The organism is Pseudomonas sp. BNK-44-b, from assembly GCF_047456245.1.
GTDB lineage: Bacteria > Pseudomonadota > Gammaproteobacteria > Pseudomonadales > Pseudomonadaceae > Aquipseudomonas > Aquipseudomonas machongensis.
The window spans coordinates 669,820-691,192 of record NZ_CP179908.1 but is presented as its reverse complement, the minus strand read 5'-3'; the positions used below and the strand labels follow the sequence as shown (position 1 = coordinate 691,192).

At 64.0% G+C, this 21,373-nt stretch carries 14 protein-coding genes and 1 pseudogene; 4 read left to right on the top strand and 11 right to left on the bottom strand.

The genetic code is table 11. The features are described 5' to 3' along the window. Positions 1 to 3,900, bottom strand: a complete 3,900-nt coding sequence (gene purL, locus ACMGGG_RS03360) for a phosphoribosylformylglycinamidine synthase (protein ID WP_054894700.1) — start codon at positions 3,898 to 3,900, stop codon at positions 1 to 3. A 259-nt stretch (positions 3,901 to 4,159) separates the two neighbouring features. Here purL and mltF point away from each other — a divergent pair, with 259 nt between their 5' ends. Further along, positions 4,160 to 5,617 carry a membrane-bound lytic murein transglycosylase MltF gene (gene mltF / locus ACMGGG_RS03355; RefSeq protein ID WP_063543260.1) on the top strand — a complete coding sequence of 486 codons (1,458 nt, stop codon included), beginning with the start codon at positions 4,160 to 4,162 and terminating at the stop codon, positions 5,615 to 5,617. Between the two features lie 177 nt (positions 5,618 to 5,794). Here the strand turns inward: mltF and tadA are convergent, their stop codons facing one another. The 6 genes and pseudogenes from tadA to ACMGGG_RS03325 form a co-directional block, all read right to left on the bottom strand. After that, complete coding sequence (tadA, locus tag ACMGGG_RS03350) at positions 5,795 to 6,274, bottom strand: tRNA adenosine(34) deaminase TadA (RefSeq protein ID WP_065863196.1); 480 nt, start codon at positions 6,272 to 6,274, stop codon at positions 5,795 to 5,797. Then, the gene (locus tag ACMGGG_RS03345; protein ID WP_414154863.1) at positions 6,274 to 7,656 is read right to left on the bottom strand and encodes a multicopper oxidase family protein; all 1,383 of its coding nucleotides are present in this window, start codon (positions 7,654 to 7,656) and stop codon (positions 6,274 to 6,276) included. The genes tadA and ACMGGG_RS03345 overlap by 1 nt, the downstream gene beginning before the upstream one ends. Positions 7,657 to 7,818: 162 nt before the next feature. Beyond that, positions 7,819 to 9,231 (bottom strand): heavy metal sensor histidine kinase, encoded by a 1,413-nt coding sequence (locus tag ACMGGG_RS03340; RefSeq protein WP_414154862.1) that lies wholly within the window; start codon positions 9,229 to 9,231, stop codon positions 7,819 to 7,821. Then, a complete protein-coding gene (locus ACMGGG_RS03335; protein WP_054894706.1) occupies positions 9,228 to 9,902 on the bottom strand; it encodes a heavy metal response regulator transcription factor in 675 nt (224 codons plus the stop codon). Before ACMGGG_RS03335 ends, ACMGGG_RS03340 begins: the two co-directional genes overlap by 4 nt. 66 nt (positions 9,903 to 9,968) lie before the next feature. Continuing rightward, positions 9,969 to 10,652, bottom strand: coding sequence for an alpha/beta fold hydrolase (locus ACMGGG_RS03330; protein ID WP_414155778.1), 684 nt, complete (start codon positions 10,650 to 10,652; stop codon positions 9,969 to 9,971). 348 nt (positions 10,653 to 11,000) lie between these two features. After that, a pseudogene (locus tag ACMGGG_RS03325) lies at positions 11,001 to 11,186 on the bottom strand (PTS glucose transporter subunit IIB); the annotation flags it as partial. 143 nt (positions 11,187 to 11,329) lie between these two features. Here ACMGGG_RS03325 and ACMGGG_RS03320 point away from each other — a divergent pair. Beyond that, positions 11,330 to 14,293, top strand: coding sequence for a dermonecrotic toxin domain-containing protein (locus tag ACMGGG_RS03320; RefSeq protein WP_414154861.1), 2,964 nt, complete (start codon positions 11,330 to 11,332; stop codon positions 14,291 to 14,293). Positions 14,294 to 14,384: 91 nt separating this feature from the next. Here ACMGGG_RS03320 and guaA read toward each other — a convergent pair whose 3' ends face one another. From guaA to ACMGGG_RS03300, 4 genes are all read right to left on the bottom strand, one after another. Continuing rightward, a complete protein-coding gene (guaA, locus tag ACMGGG_RS03315) occupies positions 14,385 to 15,962 on the bottom strand; it encodes a glutamine-hydrolyzing GMP synthase (protein ID WP_063543246.1) in 1,578 nt (525 codons plus the stop codon). Between the two features lie 78 nt (positions 15,963 to 16,040). Next, complete coding sequence (gene guaB / locus ACMGGG_RS03310) at positions 16,041 to 17,510, bottom strand: IMP dehydrogenase (RefSeq protein WP_054895167.1); 1,470 nt, start codon at positions 17,508 to 17,510, stop codon at positions 16,041 to 16,043. 101 nt (positions 17,511 to 17,611) lie between these two features. Next, complete coding sequence (locus ACMGGG_RS03305; protein ID WP_054895166.1) at positions 17,612 to 18,163, bottom strand: hypothetical protein; 552 nt, start codon at positions 18,161 to 18,163, stop codon at positions 17,612 to 17,614. Between the two features lie 50 nt (positions 18,164 to 18,213). Continuing rightward, a complete protein-coding gene (locus ACMGGG_RS03300) occupies positions 18,214 to 18,969 on the bottom strand; it encodes a sulfite exporter TauE/SafE family protein (protein ID WP_054895165.1) in 756 nt (251 codons plus the stop codon). Between the two features lie 106 nt (positions 18,970 to 19,075). Here ACMGGG_RS03300 and xseA point away from each other — a divergent pair, with 106 nt between their 5' ends. Together xseA and ACMGGG_RS03290 are read left to right on the top strand one after the other, a co-directional pair. Continuing rightward, the gene (gene xseA, locus ACMGGG_RS03295; RefSeq protein ID WP_414154860.1) at positions 19,076 to 20,455 is read left to right on the top strand and encodes an exodeoxyribonuclease VII large subunit; all 1,380 of its coding nucleotides are present in this window, start codon (positions 19,076 to 19,078) and stop codon (positions 20,453 to 20,455) included. 3 nt (positions 20,456 to 20,458) lie between these two features. Beyond that, positions 20,459 to 21,286, top strand: a complete 828-nt coding sequence (locus ACMGGG_RS03290; RefSeq protein WP_414154859.1) for a peptidoglycan DD-metalloendopeptidase family protein — start codon at positions 20,459 to 20,461, stop codon at positions 21,284 to 21,286. Positions 21,287 to 21,373: the final 87 nt, after the last annotated feature.

The window sequence follows — 21,373 nt, the reverse complement described above, 5'->3', positions numbered from 1 at the left end:
TTAGTTCACCCACACCCGCGCGTTGCGGAACATGCGCATCAGCGCAGCGTCTTCCTGCCACTCATCCGGACGCCAGGAGTTCTGCACGGCACGGAACACACGCTCAGGGTGCGGCATCATGATGGTGACGCGACCGTCGCGGCTGGTGAGACCGGTGATGCCCCGTGGCGAACCGTTCGGGTTGGCCGGATACTGCTCGGTGACCTTGCCGTGGTTGTCGACGAAACGCAGGGCCACGCAACCGGAAAGGTCGGCTTCCAGCAGTGCCTCTTCGCTGGCGAACTCGGCATGGCCTTCGCCGTGGGCGATGGCGATCGGCATGCGCGAACCGGCCATGCCCTGCAGGAAGATCGAGTTGGACTTCTGCACCTCGACCATGGCTACACGCGCTTCGAACTGCTCCGAGCGGTTGCGCACGAAGTGCGGCCAGTACTCGGTGCCCGGGATCAGCTCGTGCAGGTTGGACATCATCTGGCAACCGTTGCACACGCCCAGGGCGAAGCTGTCGGTACGCTCGAAGAAGGCCTGGAAGGCGTCGCGGGCACGGCTGTTGAACAGCGCCGACTTGGCCCAGCCTTCACCGGCGCCCAGTACGTCGCCGTAGGAGAAGCCACCGCAGGCGACCAGCCCCTTGAAGGCTTCGAAGTCGACGCGACCGGCGAGGATGTCGCTCATGTGCACGTCGATCGCGGCAAAGCCTGCACGGTCGAAGGCTGCAGCCATCTCGACCTGGCCGTTGACGCCCTGCTCACGCAGGATCGCCACTTGCGGACGCACACCCTTCTTGATGTAGGGCGCGGCGACGTCTTCGTTGACGTCGTAGCCGAGCTTGACCGACAGGCCTGGATTGTCCTCTTCGAGCAGGACATCGAACTCCTGGTCGGCGCAGTCGGCGTTGTCGCGCAGGCGCTGGATCTGATAGCTGGTCTCGGCCCACTGGCGCTGCAGCATGCGGCGGTCATCGTCGAACAGCACTTCGCCGTTCAGGCTGATGGACACCTCACCGTTGTTGACCGGCTTGCCGATTACCGCGACGCACTCCTCGCCCAGGCCGGCGGCGCTGAACTGGGCCAGTACGTCCGGCGTGGCGTCCTGGCGAACCTGGATGACCGCGCCCAGCTCTTCGTTGAAGAGGATGGCCGGCACGTCGCCCTTGCTGTCGGTCAGCGGATCGAGTTGCAGGTCGAGGCCGCAATGGCCGGCGAAGGCCATTTCCAGCACGGTGGTGACCAGGCCGCCGTCGGAACGGTCGTGGTAGGCCAGCAGGTGACCGTCGGCGTTCAGACCCTGGATCACGGCGAAGAACGCCTTGAGGTCTTCGGCGTCGTCGACGTCCGGCGCCTGGGCTGCGATCTTGCCGTAGGTCTGGGCCAGGATCGAGGCGCCCATGCGGTTCTTGCCGCGGCCCAGGTCGATCAGGATGAGGTCGGTCTCGCCCTTGTCCATGCGCAGTTGCGGGGTCAGGGTCTTGCGGATGTCAGTGACCGGGGCGAAGCCTGTGATGATCAGCGACATCGGCGAGGTGACGCTCTTCTCGACGCCCTCTTCGCTCCACTTGGTCTTCATCGACATCGAGTCTTTGCCGACCGGGATGGTGATGCCCAGCTCGGGGCACAGCTCCATGCCGACGGCCTTGACGGTGTCGTACAGGCGCGCGTCTTCGCCTGGGTGGCCGGCAGCGGACATCCAGTTGGCCGACAGCTTGATGTCGGACAGCTTGTCGATGCGCGAGGCGGCCAGGTTGGTGATGGTTTCGCCGATGGCCATGCGCCCGGATGCCGGGGCATCCAGCAGTGCCAGCGGAGTCCGCTCGCCCATGGCCATGGCTTCGCCGGTGTAGACATCGAAGCTGGTGGCGGTGACGGCGCAGTCGGCCACCGGTACCTGCCACGGGCCGACCATCTGGTCGCGGGCGACCAGGCCGGTGATGGTGCGGTCGCCGATGGTGATCAGGAAGCTCTTGCTGGCCACGGCCGGGTGGCTCAACACGCGCTGTACGGCGGTGTCCAGGTCCAGCTCGCTCGGGTCGAAATCATCGCCCAGCTCGGCTTCGCGGGTGACCGAGCGGTGCATGCGTGGCGGTTTGCCCAGCAGCACGTCGAGCGGCATGTCGACCGGGGTGTTGTCGAAGTGGCTGTCGGTGACGGTCAGGTGCTGTTCTTCGGTGGCTTCGCCGACCACGGCGAACGGGCAGCGCTCACGCTCGCAGATGGCCTTGAAGCGCTCGAAGTCGACAGCGCTGACGGCCAGCACGTAGCGCTCCTGCGATTCGTTGCTCCAGATTTCGTGCGGGGCCATGCCCGGCTCGTCGTTGGGCACGTTGCGCAGCTCGAAGCGACCACCGCGGCCACCGTCGTTGACCAGTTCCGGGAAGGCGTTGGAGATGCCGCCGGCGCCGACGTCGTGGATGAAGGCGATCGGGTTGTCGTCGCCCAGCTGCCAGCAGCGGTCGATGACTTCCTGGCAACGGCGCTCCATTTCCGGGTTTTCGCGCTGGACCGAGGCGAAGTCCAGGTCAGCCGAGCTGGCACCGGTGGCCACCGACGAGGCAGCGCCGCCGCCCAGGCCGATCAGCATGGCCGGGCCGCCGAGCACGATCAGCTTGGCGCCGACGGTGATCTCGCCCTTCTGCACGTGGTCTTCACGGATGTTGCCCATGCCGCCGGCGAGCATGATCGGCTTGTGGTAGCCGCGCACTTCTTCACCGTGCGGGGTGTTGATGCTCTGCTCGAAGGTACGGAAGTAGCCGGTCAGGGCCGGGCGACCGAATTCGTTGTTGAACGCGGCGCCGCCCAGCGGGCCTTCGATCATGATGTCGAGGGCGTCGACGATGCGCTCAGGCTTGCCGTAGGCCTGCTCCCATGGCTGTTCGAAGCCCGGGATGCGCAGGTTGGACACGGTGAAGCCGGTCAGGCCGGCCTTGGGCTTGGCGCCACGGCCGGTGGCGCCTTCGTCGCGGATTTCGCCGCCGGAGCCGGTGGAGGCGCCGGAGAACGGGGCGATGGCGGTCGGGTGGTTGTGCGTCTCGACCTTCATCAGGATGTGCACCGGCTCCTGCACCGCACCGTACTGGCGGGTTTCAGGATTCGGGAAGAAGCGGCCGGCAACGTTGCCGACGATCACCGAGGCGTTGTCCTTGTAAGCCGACAGCACGCCTTCGTTGTGCATCTGGTAGGTGTTCTTGATCATGCCGAACAGGCTCTTTTCCTGAGCCTGGCCGTCGATGTCCCAACTGGCGTTGAAGATCTTGTGGCGGCAGTGCTCGGAGTTGGCCTGGGCGAACATCATCAGCTCGATGTCGTTCGGGTTGCGCTTGAGCCCCTGGAAAGCGTTGACCAGGTAGTCGATCTCGTCTTCGGCCAGGGCCAGGCCCAGGTCGACGTTGGCCTGGGCCAGGGCGGCGCGGCCACCTGCGAGAATGTCGACCGAGGTCATCGGCTTGGGCTGGGCGTGGCTGAACAGGTCTGCAGCCTGCTCCAGCTGAGTCAGCACGCGCTGGGTCATGCGATCGTGCAGTTCGGCGGACACCTGCGCGACGTCGGCGTCGCTGAGCGAGCCGGCCACGTAGTAGGCGATGCCGCGCTCCAGGCGCTGGATCGACTGCAGGCCGCAGTTATGGGCGATGTCGCTGGCCTTGGAGGCCCAGGGCGAAATGGTGCCCAGGCGCGGCACGACCAGGAACAGGCGGCCGCTCGGCTCCTGTACCGGCACGCTCGGGCCGTACTTGAGCAGACGGCCCAGCACCTGCTGCTGGTCGGCGGTCAGCTCGCCGTCGACGTCGGCGAAGTGGGCGAATTCGGCATACAAACCAGTAACAGCGGGGACTTTCTGGCTCAGTTGCTCGAGTAATTTACCGTGGCGAAAGGCAGAAAGGGCAGGAGCGCCGCGCAGGATCAACATCGTCGGGACAGCCTCAGGAAGGGGTGTGCTTAGAGGCCGTGCATTCTAGCCTAATTCGACGGCTTTCGGCACCCGCCAGAGGGCAATGCTGCCGGGCGGTGGAACCGGACCTGGGGGTCAGAATTCTGCAGGCTGGCCGGAGGGGTTTTCACTGGGCGATCCTCCGAAGGCAAGCCCCCGCAAACACACAACCCGCTACCAGACAAGCTAACGGTTGTCGAGATATGGCGCGGGCGGTCCTTTGCGTATACTGCAACCTATGTTCGCCCACACTGCTTTGCGCCAGCGCTGCGCCAGATGGCTCTTCGCAACCGGACTCTTGCTGATGCTCGGTGCCTGTGTTGAAAAACCCAGCACCCTCGAGCGCGTGAAGGAGGACGGCGTGCTGCGCGTCATAACCCGCAACAGCCCGGCCACCTACTTCCAGGACCGCAACGGCGAAACCGGCTTCGAATACGAGCTGGTCAAACGTTTCGCCGACGATCTGGGCGTCAAGCTGGAGATCGAGACCGCCGACAACCTCGACGACCTGTTCGACCAGTTGGGCAAGCCAACCGGCCCGGTGCTGGCCGCCGCTGGCCTGGTCAGCAGCGAGCAACGCACCACCCAGGCGAAGTTCTCCCACCCGTATCTCGAAGTCACCCCCCAGGTCATCTACCGCAATGGCCGTTCCCGCCCCACCGAACCCAAGGACTTGATCGGCAAGAAGATCATGGTGCTCAAGGGCAGCAGCCATGCCGAACAGCTGGCTGAACTGAAAAAGCAGTATCCGACGCTTGAATACGAAGAGTCCGACGCTGTGGAGGTGGTCGACCTATTGCGCATGGTTGACGAAGGCCAGATCGACCTGACCCTGGTCGACTCCAACGAACTGGCGATGAACCAGGTGTACTTCTCCAACGTGCGCGTGGCCTTCGACCTGGGCGATGCCCGCGACCAGCGCTGGGCCGTGGCGGCCGGCGAAGACAACAGTCTGCTCAACGAGATCAACGAGTTTCTCGACAAGGCGCAGAAGAACGGCACGCTTCAGCGCCTGAAAGACCGTTATTACGGCCATGTCGACGTGCTTGGCTACGTCGGTGCCTACACCTTCGCCCAGCACCTGCAGCAGCGCCTGCCCAAGTATGAAAAGCACTTCAAGAGCTACGCCAAGGTCGAGCAGGTCGACTGGCGGCTGCTGGCGGCGATCGGTTACCAGGAATCGATGTGGCAGCCCGAGGTGACATCGAAGACCGGCGTACGCGGCCTGATGATGCTGACCCAGCGCACCGCCCAGGCCATGGGCGTGTCCAACCGGCTGGACCCCAGGCAAAGCATCATGGGTGGGGCGAAATACTTCATGCTCATCAAGGAGCAGCTCGACGACAGCATCCAGGAGCCGGACCGCACCTGGTTCGCCCTGGCCGCCTACAACGTCGGCAGCGGCCATCTGGAAGACGCCCGTACCCTCGCCAAGCGCGAAGGCCTGAACCCGAACAAGTGGCTGGACGTGAAGAAGATGCTGCCGCGCCTGTCGCAGAAGCAGTGGTACAGCAAGACCAAGTACGGCTACGCCCGCGGCGGCGAGCCTGTGCACTTCGTGGCCAACATCCGCCGCTACTACGACATCCTCACCTGGGTGACCCAGCCGCAGCTCGAGGGACAGGTGGCCGAGGGCAACCTGCATGTGCCTGCAGTCAACAAGGACAAGCCGGCGGAACAGTCACCGCCGATGTGACATCCCAGCTCCTTTTGCAGGAGCGCAGGTCCCTGTGGGAGCGGGCTTGCCCGCGAAAGGAACACCGCGATGCATGGCACCGGCTACGCCGGTGATCGCGGGACAAGCCCGCTCCCACAGGGTGGGCTGGCCTTTAGATTTTGAACAAGACAGTTGCTCCTACAGGGATCGCGTCAGCTAGGCTTTCGCCCGGCGCGCCTTGAAGAAATCGCTGAGAATCTGCCCGCACTCCTGCGCCAGCACGCCCCCCTCCACCAACACCCGATGATTCAAAAAACCCTGGGTGAAGAACTGTCCCTGGCTCTGCACCACCCCCGCCTTGGGCTCCAGCGCCCCATACACCACCCGCTCTATCCGCGAATGGACGATCAGGCCCGCACACATGCTGCAGGGCTCGAGGGTTACATACAGGGTGCTGCCCGGCAGCCGATAGTTGCTGACAGCCTTGGCTGCATCGCGAATGGCGACCATTTCGGCGTGGGCGCTGGGGTCATTGTCGGTGATCGGTCGGTTGAAACCTCGGCCGATCACCTGCCCCTGCTGCACCAGCACCGCACCTACCGGCACCTCCCCCAGCAAAGCGCCTTCAGCCGCCAGTTCCAGCGCCAACTGCATGAATGCCTGATCGCCGCTGCGATCGATGATCCGCGGACGCATCAGACCACCGCGATCGCGGCCATCAGGCCGGTTTCCATGTGGTCGATCACATGGCAGTGGAACATCCAGGTGCCTGGGTTATCCGCTACCAGCGCCACCTGGGCACGCTCGTTCCTACCCAACAGGTAGGTGTCGGTGAACCAGGGCTCGGTGATCTTGCGGCGATTGGAGGCGATCACCTTGAAACTCATGCCATGCAGGTGGATAGGGTGCTGGTACTGGGTCATGTTCTTCAGCTCGAAGATATAGCTGTTGCCCTTTTTCAGCGTGGCAATCGGCCGGTCGGCACAGGTCTTGTCGGTGATGTCCCAGGCCTGACCGTTGATCTGCCACAGACTCGGTGGCTTGCCGTTGTCGGTGTTCACCGAAACCTGGCCCGCCCATTCGAAATTGAAGTTCAGTTTCTCGGCCTTCTCCAGGTCCGGCTCGGCGATCGGGTTCGGCGGCAGCGCCTTGGGCCAGTCGCTCGGTGCCTCGCTGCTGGCGACCGAACGCAGGGTGCCCAGGCGCACGAAGCCGTCGCGCAGGGAAATCTCCTCGCCGGCCTCGGGAATTCGGATGGCCAGGCAGATGCGCATGCCGGGGCCAAGCCAGTAGTCGTCCTCGAGCGGCCTCGGGGTCACCGGGTTGCCATCGAGCGCATAGATCATCGCCTCGCAGTTGCCCTTGAGGTTGATGCGGTAGGTCCAGGTGTTGTCCAGGTTGAGCAGCCGCACACGCACCACTTGGCCGGCGGGCAACTCGGTGACCGCCTCGGCCTGGCCATTGATGGTGATCAAGCGCCCAGCGGTGCCATTGCGCGCGGCCTCGCGAGGCACGCTGAACGGCATGAACTCGCCCTGCTCGTCCACGTGCCAGGTCTTCAGGCTCAGGGTGCGCTCGTGCAGGAAGCCGGTCGGCTCGCGCTCCTCGACGATCAGCGGCCCGACCAGCCCCCGCCCCAGCTCCTCGGAACTGCTGACATGCGGGTGGTACCAGTAACTGCCGGCATCGGGCACGCGGAACTTGTAGTCGAAGAACTCACCCGGCTTGACCGGCAATTGCGACACGTAGGGTACACCGTCCATTTCCAGCGGCAGGCGGATGCCGTGCCAGTGGATGGTGGTTTCAACCGACAGGTGATTGATGAAGCGTACCCGCAACCAGGTGCCCTGGCGCACCCGCAACTCGGTGCCGGGTGCCGAGGGCCCGAAAGCCCAGGCTTCGGTCTTGAAACCGGGAACCAGCTCGACATCCAGAGGCGCCGCGATCAGCTCGTAGTCGTGCCCGGCATTGTCGTCCTCGACCTTGCCCAGCCAGTAGCGAGCCGCGCCTCCGGCGCCCAGGCCAACCACGACGAGGCCGGTCAGGCCCTTGAGCATTTGTCGACGGGTAAAGGACATACGTGCAGGTACCTCGTTTTGCGCAGTCAAGCTGCCAGCACCGCTGGCAATGAAGGGCGAATACGATACACCTGCAATTGAGAAAGATTAAGTGAACTGTTGTCGCGCTGCTGCACGAGGCCGGCTTCAGCGGTATCGAGATGGTCTATTGCGCGCTGACCTTCAAGGGTTGGGTGGCCTATCGTGGCTGACGCGCGGGAACGCGAGGGTGAAACAGGTCGCCCCCTCGCTGCTTTCGGCCCAGCAGCGTCCCTGGTGCAATTGCATGATCGATCGCACGATCGACAAGCCCAGCCCGCTGGACTGTGACGAATGCTGGCGCGAGGCATCTACCCTGTAGAAACGTTCGAACACGCTTTCCAGGTGCTCAGGGGCGATTGCCTGCCCACGGTTGTGCACCTGGATCAACACCTCATCGCCCTGCTCACTGGCGGTCACTTCGATGACACTGCCAGGCTCGGCAAAGCGCACCGCATTGGCCAACAGGTTGGCCAGCGCCCGGCGCAGCAATGCGGCGTCGGCCCACACCGAGCCTTCACCATGCCACGCCAGCCGCACGTCGCGCTCGCAGGCGAGGTCTTCGAAGTAATCGCACAAACGCCCCAACTCCTGGGCCAACTCCAGCCCGGTGCGATCGATAGGGTGATCGGCATGCTCGGCGCGGGCCAGGAACAGCATGTTGTCGATCATCCGCGACAGCCGTTGCAACTCCTCGAAGTGCGAGCCCAGCAGGCGCTGGTAGTAATGCGGCTCACGCACCTGACCGAGGCCGACCTCAGTCTGGCCAAGCAGATTGTTGATGGGTGTGCGCAAGTCATGGGCCATGTCGGCACTGACCTGCTTGAGTTGTTCGAAACCGCGTTCGAGCCGCGCCAGCATGGCATTGAACTGCTCGATCAGGGCATCCAGCTCGGCGGGTGCATCGTCGCGCTGCAGCCGCTGCGACAAGGTGCCGACGCCAATGGTTGCCGTCTGGCGCGCCAACCGGCGCAGTGGCGACATGCCGCGGCGGGCGAGCAGATAGGCCAGGGCTGCCGCCAGCACGGCCATCACCGACGAGAACAGGATGATGTTGTCGCGATACTCGCGCAGGATGCGGGTGCGCTCGGTCAGCAAGCGTCCCGACAGAATTTCCAGTGCCGCACCGCCACCCGGTGGCTCGCTGAGTACTGCGGTATAGATGAAGGGCGTGCCATCGGCGGTGGTGCTGCGCTGCACCGCATCCAGCCCCAGTGCGTCCCCGGCGGGCAGAGGCGTGACCTGCGGCACCTCGCGGCGCCCTGGGTTGACCTCCAGCAGCGGCGCCCCGGCGACCGGCCGGATGACCAGCAAGGATTCGGTATTGCCCAGCATGTTGGCGAACAGCTGCGGCTTGTCACGCACCAACGCGCGGGCGTCCATGTCACGCAGCAGGGTACGGATCTGCTCGACGCGGGTCAGCAGCGCGCCGTCGTCACGCAGCGCCAGTTGTTGCCCGAGTGCGACATACAGCGCGCCGCCCAGCAGAGCCAGGGCGACGAACGAAAAGGTTGCCAGCAACACCGCCAGGCGCACGGTCAGCGACAGGCGCCTCATGCCTCGAGCTCGCAGCGATAGCCGACGCCGTGCACGGTATGGATCAGGCGCACCGCGAAGGGTTCGTCGACTTTCTGCCGCAGGCGCCGCACCGCGACATCCACCACGTTGGTGTCGCTGTCGAAATTCATGTCCCACACCCGTGAGGCGAGGAAGGTGCGCGACAGCACCTGCTCGGGATGCTGGAGAAAACACGCCAGCAACTTGAACTCCTTGCTGGTCAGGTCGATGCGCATACCTGCGCGTTCGCAGCGGTGCTTGCCCAGGTCCAGGCGCAGATCACCCAGGCTGAGGATCTCTTCATCCGGCTGCGCCTGGCCGCGGCGCAGGATGATGCGGATGCGCGCTAGCAGTTCGGCGAAGGAGAATGGCTTGACCAGGTATTCGTCGGCGCCCAGCTCAAGGCCACGCAGCCGATCTTCGAGGGTGCCACGGGCGCTGAGGAACAACACGGGGGTACGGGTCTGTGCGCGCAGTTTCTGCATCACGGCCCAGCCATCGAGCCCAGGCAGCATCACGTCGAGCAGGATCAGGTCGTAGGGTGTCTCGCGGGCCATGTGCAGGCCGTCGATACCATTGTCGGCATGATCGACACTGTAGCCGGCCTCGCCCAGGCCACCGGCCAGGTAGTCGGCGGTCTTGGCTTCGTCTTCGATGATGAGGATTTTCACTGACCCGCGTCTCCAACCCGCCTGCCGGCACCGACGCAGTATAGCGTGGTGCCAGGCCGGGCTGGCTCAGTTGCCTGGAACATGCGCGGCTTGCAGGATCAGCTTGGCCACCGCTTGCGGCTGGGAAATCAGCGAGACGTGGCTGGCATCGAGCTCGACGGTGTGGGCGTTCATGCGCTTGGCCATGAAACGCTGCTGCTCGGTGTTGATGGTACGGTCCTGGGTCGAGACCGCGTACCAGGTGGGCTTGTCTTTCCATGCCGCGACGGTGGTCTTGGCGGTCTTGATGCCAACACCGATGGGCTGCTGGACGGCGTAGTAGGTTTCCGCCTCGGCCTTGGGCAGGTCGCCGGCGAAATCGTTGACGAAGGAATTTTCGCTGAGCATGCCGTAACCGTCGGCCGACCACTGCAGGCCTGCCCCCGCCGGTGCTGCCGGGAAGCGCTTGGTCAGCGCCGGGTAGTCTTCGCCCGCTTCCGGAGCACGGGCGGCGATGTAGACCAGACCTTTGACCTTATCCGAATCACCGGCCTGGCTGATGACCATGCCGCCGTAGGAGTGACCGACCAGGATCACCGGGCCGTCCTGCTGGGCCAGCGCCCGGTTGACAGCCGCGACGTCGTCGTCGAGCGAGGTGGTCGGGTTCTGGACTGCCGTCACGTGCAGGCCTTTGGCTTGCAGCAACGGAATCACCTTGGCCCAGCTGGACGCATCGGCGAACAGGCCATGAACCAGCACGATGTTCTTCACTTCCTGCGGCGCGGTATCGGCGGCCCAGGTGGAGGTGGCGGCGAAGGCCGCGCCGGTGAGTGACAGGGCAAGGACGAGCGAGCGGAGTTTCATGGGCGTTCCTCTGGATGCGTACGGGAGTGAGCTCACTGTACGAAGCCAGGGGAAACCGGGGCATGACCCAGTCATTACAAAAGAATGACGGAGCTGGGCATGCCTGTTCGGGCCTCATCGCGGGACCAGCCCGCTCCCACAGAATGGACTGCCCCCAAGAAGTTGGACACCAATCCAACCTTTGGGGGCAGTTCAGAAGCACCATGATCTTGCGCCTGTGGGAGCGGGCTGGTCCCGCGATAGGGCACGAACAGGCTAAACAACTCCCACCAGCAGGTGCACGACCCCACCCACCAGCACCATGACCCCGGGGACCCCGGCCGCCTTCAACGCGCCCTCGTCCAGCCGCGCCGGGTCCAACAACTGCACGCGCACGCGGGTCAATGCGACGCGCTGCTGCGACTGGAGATTTCCTGCCCCACCCAATGCCGCCAACACCTCTTCAAGTTCTACTTTTCGGATATAGCGCGGCGGTAGGCCTTGGCCTCCTGTCGCCCATCAGCGCACAAGCTGCAATAGATACCGCGGGGCACCACCTGCGCTCGGCCACGCTTGCAAACCCATCCAGCCACGAGTCGACACCCATGGGTTTGCAACTGTTGATGCCCCACGCCGAGCAGGAACTGCGCGATCTCGCCGAGTCCCTGGTCGCAGCCTGCCCCGACATGCGCCAGATGGCCCGCGATACTGCGGCATCAATCCTGCGCAAGCACGGCCACCCCGATCTGGACCCCGATCACGTGCACCTCAACCGCTTCGAGGCCGCCCGGAGCAGCCCGAGAACCTTCAGCGGCTGGGAGCACCACGATGCGCCATACCAGTCGTTCACCCTGCCGCAATTGGTGATGCACCGTTTCGATGTCCATGACCAGGACAACAGTGACCTGCTCGGCTACCTGAGCGGCTTCTACTGCGACGGTCCGGGACAGGCGGTCTATGACGAGCACAACGAGATCGCGCTGCAGCCACAGGATGTACTGGAGGATTTCTGGAACATCGACTTCAGCACCCTGTTCCAGGAAAGATTGGCGACTTTCTGGCGCGACCATGCAGATAACTACCGTCTACTGGCGAAGGTCAACTTCCTGAGCAAGGTGATCGAAACCTGTGCGGCCGACCCCACCAGCGAACTGGCGGTCCGTGCCCGACGCGTGGCCAAGGCCATCACCGGACTGGGCGTGCAGACCCCGACACTCACCCAGTTACGCCAATCCAACGTTCCAGAAAGCGGCTATCGCGTCTGTACGTTCGATATCGCGGGCTACATCGCGAGCGACTGGCTGCGCATCGAAATGGAAGATGGCCAGCAACTGCTCTATACCCCAGGTGACGAGGAGGCGCTGCACCTGTTTGCCACCCGCAAGGACTTGTACTGGTGGGTACTGAACAACACCAATCACGCCGACAACCGCACGCGTTTCATGAGCCACTTCCCGCTATCGGCCAATGACCAGTCCGGTGATTCGGTCGGTCTCAACCACATGATCGACCTGCTGTTCTACAACTGGGGTGGGGATGATCATCACTGTCTCAACCAGGTCGATCGCACCATCGCCGGTGATGCGTTCAGCCATCTGCGTGACAGTGCACGGCAACGCATGAACGACGACGCGCACTTTGCCCTGCGCTCCAATGGCGACCTGCGCAAACAGATGTGGATCGGCTACCTGGCGGCATTCGCCAAGGTGTTCGGGCCCATAGCAGCGATTGACTGGCCGATCGCGCTGGCGGCAGTGGGGGCGGGTATCGCCGACATGGGGCTGAACATAGATCAAGCGGTCAACGGCCATACCACAGGGGAACGTCAGGCTGGGGTCAAAGGGGCAATATTTGCGGCCATCGATACACTCTTCAACGCCACCATGCTGCACAGTGCCGCCGGCAAAATCGAGTCTGTGAGCGAGTTGGCGGGTGAGGCCGAGGCAGCAAGCGGAACGGAGCCGGCAGTACAGCCGGAGCCGTCTGCTGAAACAGAACCGGTTGAAGAACTCGAAACTGCAACGGTCGAGGATGTCCAGGCCTGGGTGCCGGAACCCTTCAGGCCAGCCGAGCAGCAGGCGCTGCTCGAACCTTATGAAACCAACATCATACTGAGCGCCCCTGAAGGCAGCGGTGGTCAACCTGGCATCTATCTTCAACATGGCAATTTCTACGTACTGATCGACGACGAGCCGTATCAGGTTCGCTATGTGAACGAGATGCGCGGCTGGGTCGTGATCGATCCGCAAAACCCCTACTCCTTCTACCGCAACATCCCCATCGCCATGGACGACCAGGGGCTATGGCAGCCATTGGAGCGACCGGGCCTGAAGGGCGGGATGATGCCGCGCAAACTGCTCAAGCTGTGGGGAAGGGTGACATCTCCATCGATGCCCGAACCCCTTCCAACCTCCGCCTACGACATACCAGCCGACATGCGTCCCAGGCTCGAGAGCTCGGCGAACAGCCCCGGTGACGAGCGCGTCCTGAACGGTACGATGTTCAACCCTGACCCGGAAATCGAACGGGCGAACGGTGTATTTCGGGAAACCAGGGATCGCCTGGCCGCCGATGCACAGGGATACCTCGCCTCGGTGCAGACCCCACCGCGTCCCGAACTGCCCGAACTGGCACGCGAGGCGACGCCCAAGCAAATCATCCGTGGTGTTTTCGAGAACAGCCAAGGCATGGTCATCGGCGAAGCTCACTCACAGGTCGGCAGCAAGAAATTCCTGATCGACAACATGACGCTGCTGAAGCGGGAAAAGGTGAAGGTGCTTTACCTGGAACACTTCATGACCGACTTCCAGCAAACCGACCTCGACCTGTTCAACCGCAGCGGCCAGATGCCCGCGACGTTGAAAACCTATGTGCGCAGCCTGGACCAGGGTTTTCGCCTGCACGGGTTTGAGCGATATACCTTCGAGAACCTGCTGCTCGAAGCCCAGAGAAATGGCATTCGCCTGCAGTCCATCGATTGCATGGCGAGCTACCGGCAGGCATGGGCTCAAACACCTTCACCGGTGATCCGCCAGCAGATGATGAACTTCTATGCCCACGAGGTCATCGCCGCGGATCAAGGGCGCGCAGCCAGCAAATGGGTCGCACTGGTCGGCAATTCGCACGCCAATACTTTCGAGCAGGTGCCGGGGATGAGCGAACTCGAGGGCGTGACGGGCATGCGTGTGGAAGACATTGCCCTCGACCAGCCAGGTGGGATCGGCAATGACCCAGGGCTCACCGTGGTTCAGGATGATCTTTCGGTTCGGCGGGTAAAAAGCGACCTGCGCCTGCAGGTACCTATTCGCCAACCCGAGCCTGCGGGCAGGAACTTCGAGCGGACATTGCGCAACATCGGCAGCTTTACCATCGATAGCCACGACAACGCGTTGCAACTGATCCATCGCAGCAACAGCGGACAATTGCAATACACGCCGATCCTGGAGGAAGGATCCCGTTTCTACATCGACAAGCCTAACTGGCCCTGGATCAGCGGCCGTCGTCTGCGCGACCTGCAGGAACTGCGTACCGCCCTGACCAACAGAGGGCTGCGCTACGTCTGGATCTGATGCGAGGCCGTTACGGTCAGAGGCCTTAAGTACAGAAGCCCGCTATTATGCGGGCTTCTGTGCATTTAACGCGGGTTGTATTCGCGCGGGATCATTCCCACTCGATCGTCGCCGGCGGCTTGCTCGACACGTCGTAAGTCACCCGCGAGATGCCTTCGATCTCGTTGATGATACGACCGCTGACAGTCTCCAGCAGCTCGTACGGCAGGTGCGCCCAGCGTGCGGTCATGAAGTCCACGGTTTCGACGGCGCGCAGCGCGACGACCCAGGCGTAGCGACGGCCATCGCCGACCACGCCGACCGATTTGACCGGCTGGAACACCACGAACGCCTGGCTGGTCTTGTGGTACCAGTCGGCCTTGCGCAGTTCTTCGATGAAGATGTGGTCGGCGCGACGCAGAAGGTCGGCGTACTCTTTCTTCACTTCGCCGAGGATGCGCACGCCCAGGCCTGGGCCCGGGAATGGGTGGCGGTAGACCATGTCGTACGGCAGGCCCAGTTCCAGGCCGATCTTGCGCACTTCGTCCTTGAACAGTTCACGCAGCGGCTCGACCAGCTTGAGGTTCATTTCCTCCGGCAGGCCACCGACGTTGTGGTGCGACTTGATCACGTGGGCCTTGCCGCTCTTGGCGCCAGCCGACTCGATCACGTCCGGGTAGATGGTGCCTTGGGCGAGGAACTGGATGTTCTCGAGCTTGCTGGCTTCGGCATCGAATACGTCGATGAAGGTGCGGCCGATGATCTTGCGCTTCTTCTCCGGATCGGCTTCGCCTTCCAGGTTGCCGAGGAACTGTGCTTCGGCATCGGCACGGATCACCTTGACGCCCATGTTCTCCTTGAACATGGCCATCACCTGGTCGCCTTCGTGCAGACGCAGCAGGCCGTTGTCGACGAATACGCAGGTCAGCTGGTCGCCGATGGCGCGGTGCAGCAGCGCGGCAACCACCGAGCTGTCGACGCCGCCAGACAGGCCCAGCAGGACGTTGGCCGAACCGACTTGCTCACGCACCTGGGCGATGGCGTCTTCGACGATGTTCGATGGGGTCCACAGGGCTTCGCAGCCGCAAATGTCCTGGATGAAGCGCGAGAGGATGCGACCGCCCTGCTTGGTGTGGGTCACTTCCGGGTGGAACTGCACGCCGTAGTAGCCGCGGGCATCGTCGAACATGCCGGCGATCGGGCAGCTCGGGGTGCTGGCCAGCACGTGGAAGTCGCCCGGCATCTGGGTGACCTTGTCGCCGTGGCTCATCCACACGTCCAGGCCCAGCACGCCGTCAGCGTCGATATGATCTTCGATGCCGTCGAGCAGGCGGCTCTTGCCGACCACGTCGACGCGGGCGTAGCCGAACTCGCGCAGCTCGGAACCTTCGACCTTGCCGCCCAGTTGCTCGGCCATGGTCTGCATGCCGTAGCAGATGCCCAGCAGCGGTACGTTCAGGTCGAACACGGCCTGCGGCGCACGCGGGCTGTTGGCTTCGTGGACCGACTCGGGGCCACCGGCCAGGATGATGCCGCGCGGGTTGAAGGCGCGGATCGCTTCATCGTCCATGTCGAACGGGTGCAGTTCGCAGTAGACACCGATCTCGCGCACGCGGCGGGCGATCAGCTGGGTGTACTGGGAACCGAAATCGAGGATCAGGATTCGGTGAGCGTGAATGTCGAGGGCCATGACTCAATCTCGTCAGTGGAAATCGGAAACGACGCGGGGCTGTTCGTGACAGCCCCGCTCTCGGTTGTTGCTGAAGCCTCAGCCTACGCGGTAGTTAGGGGCTTCCTTGGTGATCTGTACGTCGTGCACGTGGGACTCGGCCATGCCGGCACCGGTGATGCGCACGAACTCCGGCTTGGTGCGCATCTCTTCGATGGTCGCGCTGCCGGTGTAGCCCATGGAGGAGCGCAGCCCGCCCATCAGCTGGTGGATGATCGCGGCCAGGGCACCCTTGTAGGGGACGCGGCCTTCGATACCTTCCGGAACCAGCTTCTCGGCACCGGCCGAGGAGTCCTGGAAGTAGCGGTCCGAAGAACCCTGCGCCTGTGCCATGGCACCCAGCGAACCCATGCCGCGGTAAGCCTTGTACGAACGGCCCTGGAACAGCTCGACTTCACCCGGGGCTTCTTCGGTACCGGCGAACATCGAGCCCATCATCACGCACGAGGCGCCGGCAACGATGGCCTTGGACAGGTCACCGGAGAAACGGATACCACCGTCGGCGATCAGTGGCACACCCGTGCCTTCCAATGCTGCGGCGACGTTGGCGATGGCGCTGATCTGCGGCACGCCGACACCGGCGACGATACGGGTGGTGCAGATCGAGCCTGGGCCGATGCCGACCTTGACAGCATCGGCGCCAGCCTCGGCCAGGGCCTTGGCGGCGGCACCGGTAGCGATGTTGCCGCCGATCACCTGCACCTGCGGGTAGTTCTCCTTGACCCAGCGAACGCGGTCGATCACGCCTTTGGAGTGGCCGTGGGCGGTGTCGACCACCACCACGTCAACACCAGCGGCAACCAGGGCGGCTACGCGCTCGCCGGTGTCCTTGCCGGTGCCGACTGCAGCGCCGACACGCAGGCGACCCTGGTCGTCCTTGCTGGCCAGTGGGTAGGCCTTGGCTTTTTCGATGTCCTTGACGGTCATCATGCCTTTGAGCGCGAACTTGTCGTCGACGATCAGGACTTTTTCCAGGCGGTGCTTGTGCAGCAGCTCGCGGACTTCGTTCTTGTCGGCGCCTTCACGGACGGTGACCAGACGCTCCTTGGGAGTCATCACGTCGCGTACCTTGGCTTCCAGACGCGTCTCGAAACGCACGTCGCGGGAGGTGACGATACCGACCAGGTCACCGTTTTCCAGCACCGGAACACCCGAGATGTTGTTCAGGCGGGTCAGGTCGAACAGGTCGCGCACGGTGGCGTCGGCATCGATGGTGATCGGATCCTTGACCACGCCAGCCTCGAACTTCTTGACCTTGCGTACTTCGCCGGCCTGCTGTTCGATGGTCATGTTCTTGTGGATGATGCCGATGCCGCCTTCCTGAGCCATGGCGATGGCCAGGCGTGCTTCGGTCACGGTATCCATGGCAGCGGAGACCAGTGGAATGTTCAGCTCGATGCCACGGGTCAAACGGGTCTTGAGACTGACTTCATTGGGCAGTACCTCGGAGTAACCAGGTACAAGGAGGATATCGTCGAAGGTCAGGGCTTCTTGGCTGATACGCAGCATCGCGGGGGCTCCCGGGCGGGAAAAATGGAAGCGCGCCATTATACTCATCCATGGCGCGCCGCTCAATGCAAAAAAGGGGCCTTCGGTCCAGTTCCTGCCGCTCAGGCCACCTTCACCTGCACCACGGCGACCGGCTGATCCAGCCAGTCGGCGAAACTGTCGAGGAACGCCTGGGTAAACCCGGCCTCGCCCCAGTTGTTGAAGATGAACCCCAGGTTGGAAAAGGCACAGGGTTGCAGATAAAGAAAGCCGTTGATGTCGTCCTCGAAGCCGCACAGGGGGCAGGTGAAGTTGTCACTGACGCCGGGCATCCACTCTTCCAGGCTTTCGAACAGCGGCTCGCCGACCTCACGCCGACACTCAGGGCACCCCGCTTCCTCGCGAAAACCGTCGGTGGGGGTATAGATGCAGCGCTTGAGCATCACCTCTAGGCCGTTGACCGGCTCGCCGAAGGGCAGTTTCTCGGGATGCAGCGCCACCTTGCGCGCGCCTTGGGCCAGGGCATGCCCCATGCGGTTGCCGGTGCGCCCGCAGGTGCTCAGTTGCTCCTCGACGATCTTCTCGCGCACCAGCCAGCGCAGGATCGCCCGTGCGCGGGCCTCGTGAACCGGAACGGTGGACTGCTTGGGGACGATGATGCTCTGGGTGTTCATGAACGGGACGGGCCTGAAAACTGCGGTAATCGCGTAATTCTACGCCCTGCTCAGCCGCTCAGGTAGCGACCGATCAGCGCCACCCCGCTGGCCAGCACCAGCCAGGTGACCAGCCGCACGAAGGCTTCGCGGGACAGTTTCAGGCTCAGGCGCCTGCCGACCCAAAGCCCTGCGAACATCACCGGCAGCAGGCAGGCTGCCAGCATCAACAGGCTGGCGTCGGCATAGACCCCGGCGATCAGGAACAGCGACAGGCGCACCAGGGTGCTGCAACTGATCAGCGCGCTCTGGGTGGCGCGTACCTGCTCCTTCACCTCCAGCCGGGCGCTCAGGTAGATCGCATAGAGGAAGCCGCCGCTGCCGAACAGTGCCCCGAACAGCCCGCCAATCGTGCCCATCGGCACCGCCCACAGCCCGGACAGCTTCGCCGGCCGCACCTTCACCGCCAGGCTGTAGATGGCATAGGCGGTAACGAACAGGCCCATCAGCAACAACAGCAGGTCGGATTTCAGGTGCAGCAGGAACACCACGCCCAAGGTACAACCCACTGCCATGCACGGCAGCAAACGCAGCAGTTCGCCGCGAACCACATCGCGGCGCGAGGGCAACAGGTTGCCGAAGGCGGCGACGAAGTCCAGCAGCACCAGCAGGGGGATGATCCGCGACAACGGCATGAAGTGGATCAGTACCGGGCCGGCCACCAAGGCGGTACCAAAGCCGGCGATGCCGAAGACGATGTAGGCAGCGGCGATGGCCAGCAGGATGGGGAGCCATTCCAATGGGGTGGCGGGGAGAAGTTCGAGCATCGTGCCGAGTCCTGAGGTAGTCCTTTGGGGGTGGGCTGGAAATACACTGGAGCTTACAGGATTTGACCTTGATAACACCCCCACCCTGCCCCTTATCATGCCCGGCATGATCAGAGACCCTTTCGAACGACTCGGCCTGGACCGCGAGGTCCTCACCGTCAGCCAGCTCAACGGCCGCGCCCGTGTGCTGCTCGAAGACGTGTTCCGCAGTGTCTGGGTGGAAGGCGAGATATCCAACCTCGCCCGCCCGGCCTCCGGCCACCTGTACTTCACCCTCAAGGACAGCGGCGCCCAGATCCGCTGCGCATTGTTCCGGCAGAACGCTGTCAGGGTCCGCCAGGCCCTGCGTGACGGCGTGGCGGTCAAGGTGCGCGGCAAGGTCTCGCTGTTCGAGGGGCGCGGTGATTACCAGTTGATCGTCGATACCGTCGAGCCCGCCGGTGACGGCGCCTTGCGCCTGGCCTTCGAAGCCTTGAAGGAAAAGCTCGGCAACGAAGGGCTGTTCAGTGCCGAACGCAAGCAGCCGCTGCCGGCTCACCCGCGACGCATCGGCATCGTCACCTCGCCCACCGGCGCGGTGATCCGCGACATCATCAGCGTCTTCCGCCGCCGTGCACCGCAAGTCGAACTCAACCTGATCCCCACGGCAGTGCAGGGGCGCGAAGCCATTGGCCAGATCGTGCGGGCCTTGCAGCGGGCCGACAGCCTCGGCTTCGATGCACTGATCCTGGCCCGTGGCGGCGGCTCGCTGGAAGACCTCTGGTGCTTCAACGAAGAAGCCGTCGCACGTGCCATCGCCGCCTGCGTGACACCCGTCGTCAGTGCAGTGGGCCATGAGACCGACGTGTCGATCAGCGACTTCGTAGCCGACGTGCGCGCACCGACGCCTTCGGCGGCCGCCGAACTGCTCGCGCCTGACAACAGCGGCCTGCAGCAGCGTCTCGACAGCCTGCAACGCCGCCTGCTGCTGCGCATGCAGCACCGCCTGAGCCACGATCGCCTGCGCCTGGAAGGCCTGGCCCGTCGCCTGCGTCACCCCGGCGAACGCCTGCGCCAGCAGGCCCAACGCCTGGATGACCTGGACATGCGCTTGCGCCGCGCCTTCATGCTCGACATGAACCAGCGCCAGCAACGCCTGGGCCGCCTCGACACGCGCCTGGCCGCGCAGCATCCCGGGCGCGCCCTCAAGCTGCTCGGACAGCGCCTGGACAGCCTCGCCGAGCGCTTGCCACGGGCCATGCGCGAAACGCTCAAGGACCGTCGCCAGCGCTTCCAGGCGCAATTGCAGACGCTGCAAGTGGTCAGCCCACTGGCCACCCTGGCCCGCGGCTACAGCATCCTGCTCGACGAGCGCGGCCAGGCCATCCGCAGCGCCGCCCAGACCCGCAACGGCCAGCGCCTGACCGCACGCCTGAACGAAGGCGAACTTCAGGTCCGGGTCGAAGACAACCACCAGACTCCGGTCACCCTCTCCCTACTGGACTGACACATGCCCCGCCTGCTTGCCCCCCTGCTCGCACTCTGCGCCCTGCTGCTGGCCACCACGGCCCAGGCCAGCTACATCACCCGCACCCTCAACAAGCCGGTCCCCGGCGGCGTGGCGGTGGTCGACCTCGGCCCCGCCGCCAGCGCACCGAGCGCGCGCTTCGACGGCAAGCCGGTACTGGTGGTCAAGGAACAGGACACCTGGCTGGCCATCGTCGGTATCCCGCTGACGCAGAAACCCGGCACCGCCACCCTCAGCCAAGGTTCTCGCACCCTGCCATTCAGCGTGGGCAGCAAGAAGTACCCTGAGCAGCACATCACCCTGAAGAACAAGCGCCAGGTCAATCCCGAGCCGGATGACCTCAAGCGCATCGACCGCGAGCTGGCCGAACAGGTCAAGGCCTACCGCAGCTTCAGCCCGGGCGTGCCGAGCAACCTGATCCTCGACAAGCCGGTCAACGGCCCACTGTCGAGCAAGTTCGGCGTGCGCCGCTTCTTCAATGGCGAAGAGCGCAACCCCCACGCCGGGCTGGACTTCGCCGTACCCGCCGGCACGCCGATCAAGACCCCGGCCAACGGCAAGGTGATCCTGGTTGGCGACTACTTCTTCAATGGCCGCACGGTGTTCGTCGACCATGGCCAGGGTTTCATCAGCATGTTCTGCCACATGTCCAAGGTCGATGTGCGACCGGGGCAGGTGCTGCGCCGCGGCGACGTGGTCGGCAAGGTCGGCTCCACCGGCCGGGCCACCGGGCCGCACATGCACTGGAACGTCAGCCTGAACGATGCTCGAGTGGACCCGGCGATCTTCATCGGGGCGTTCCAGCCCTGAGATCGGTGACAAGCCCGCTCACACCGGGGATTTCCTGTGGGAGCGGGCTTGTCTCGCGATGGCCGCGCCGCAGTCGTACCACCTTGC

Excerpts from the sequence above, each read along its gene's own strand:
- xseA (WP_414154860.1), top strand. The coding sequence starts at position 19,076 with ATGATCAGAGACCCTTTCGAACGACTCGGCCTGGACCGCGAGGTCCTC.
- tadA (WP_065863196.1), bottom strand. The coding sequence starts at position 6,274 with ATGCGTCCGCGGATCATCGATCGCAGCGGCGATCAGGCATTCATGCAG.
- ACMGGG_RS03300 (WP_054895165.1), bottom strand. The coding sequence starts at position 18,969 with ATGCTCGAACTTCTCCCCGCCACCCCATTGGAATGGCTCCCCATCCTG.
- mltF (WP_063543260.1), top strand. The coding sequence starts at position 4,160 with ATGTTCGCCCACACTGCTTTGCGCCAGCGCTGCGCCAGATGGCTCTTC.
- ACMGGG_RS03305 (WP_054895166.1), bottom strand. The coding sequence starts at position 18,163 with ATGAACACCCAGAGCATCATCGTCCCCAAGCAGTCCACCGTTCCGGTT.
- guaB (WP_054895167.1), bottom strand. The coding sequence starts at position 17,510 with ATGCTGCGTATCAGCCAAGAAGCCCTGACCTTCGACGATATCCTCCTT.
- ACMGGG_RS03320 (WP_414154861.1), top strand. The coding sequence starts at position 11,330 with ATGGGTTTGCAACTGTTGATGCCCCACGCCGAGCAGGAACTGCGCGAT.
- ACMGGG_RS03345 (WP_414154863.1), bottom strand. The coding sequence starts at position 7,656 with ATGTCCTTTACCCGTCGACAAATGCTCAAGGGCCTGACCGGCCTCGTC.
- ACMGGG_RS03340 (WP_414154862.1), bottom strand. The coding sequence starts at position 9,231 with ATGAGGCGCCTGTCGCTGACCGTGCGCCTGGCGGTGTTGCTGGCAACC.
- guaA (WP_063543246.1), bottom strand. The coding sequence starts at position 15,962 with ATGGCCCTCGACATTCACGCTCACCGAATCCTGATCCTCGATTTCGGT.
- ACMGGG_RS03290 (WP_414154859.1), top strand. The coding sequence starts at position 20,459 with ATGCCCCGCCTGCTTGCCCCCCTGCTCGCACTCTGCGCCCTGCTGCTG.
- purL (WP_054894700.1), bottom strand. The coding sequence starts at position 3,900 with ATGTTGATCCTGCGCGGCGCTCCTGCCCTTTCTGCCTTTCGCCACGGT.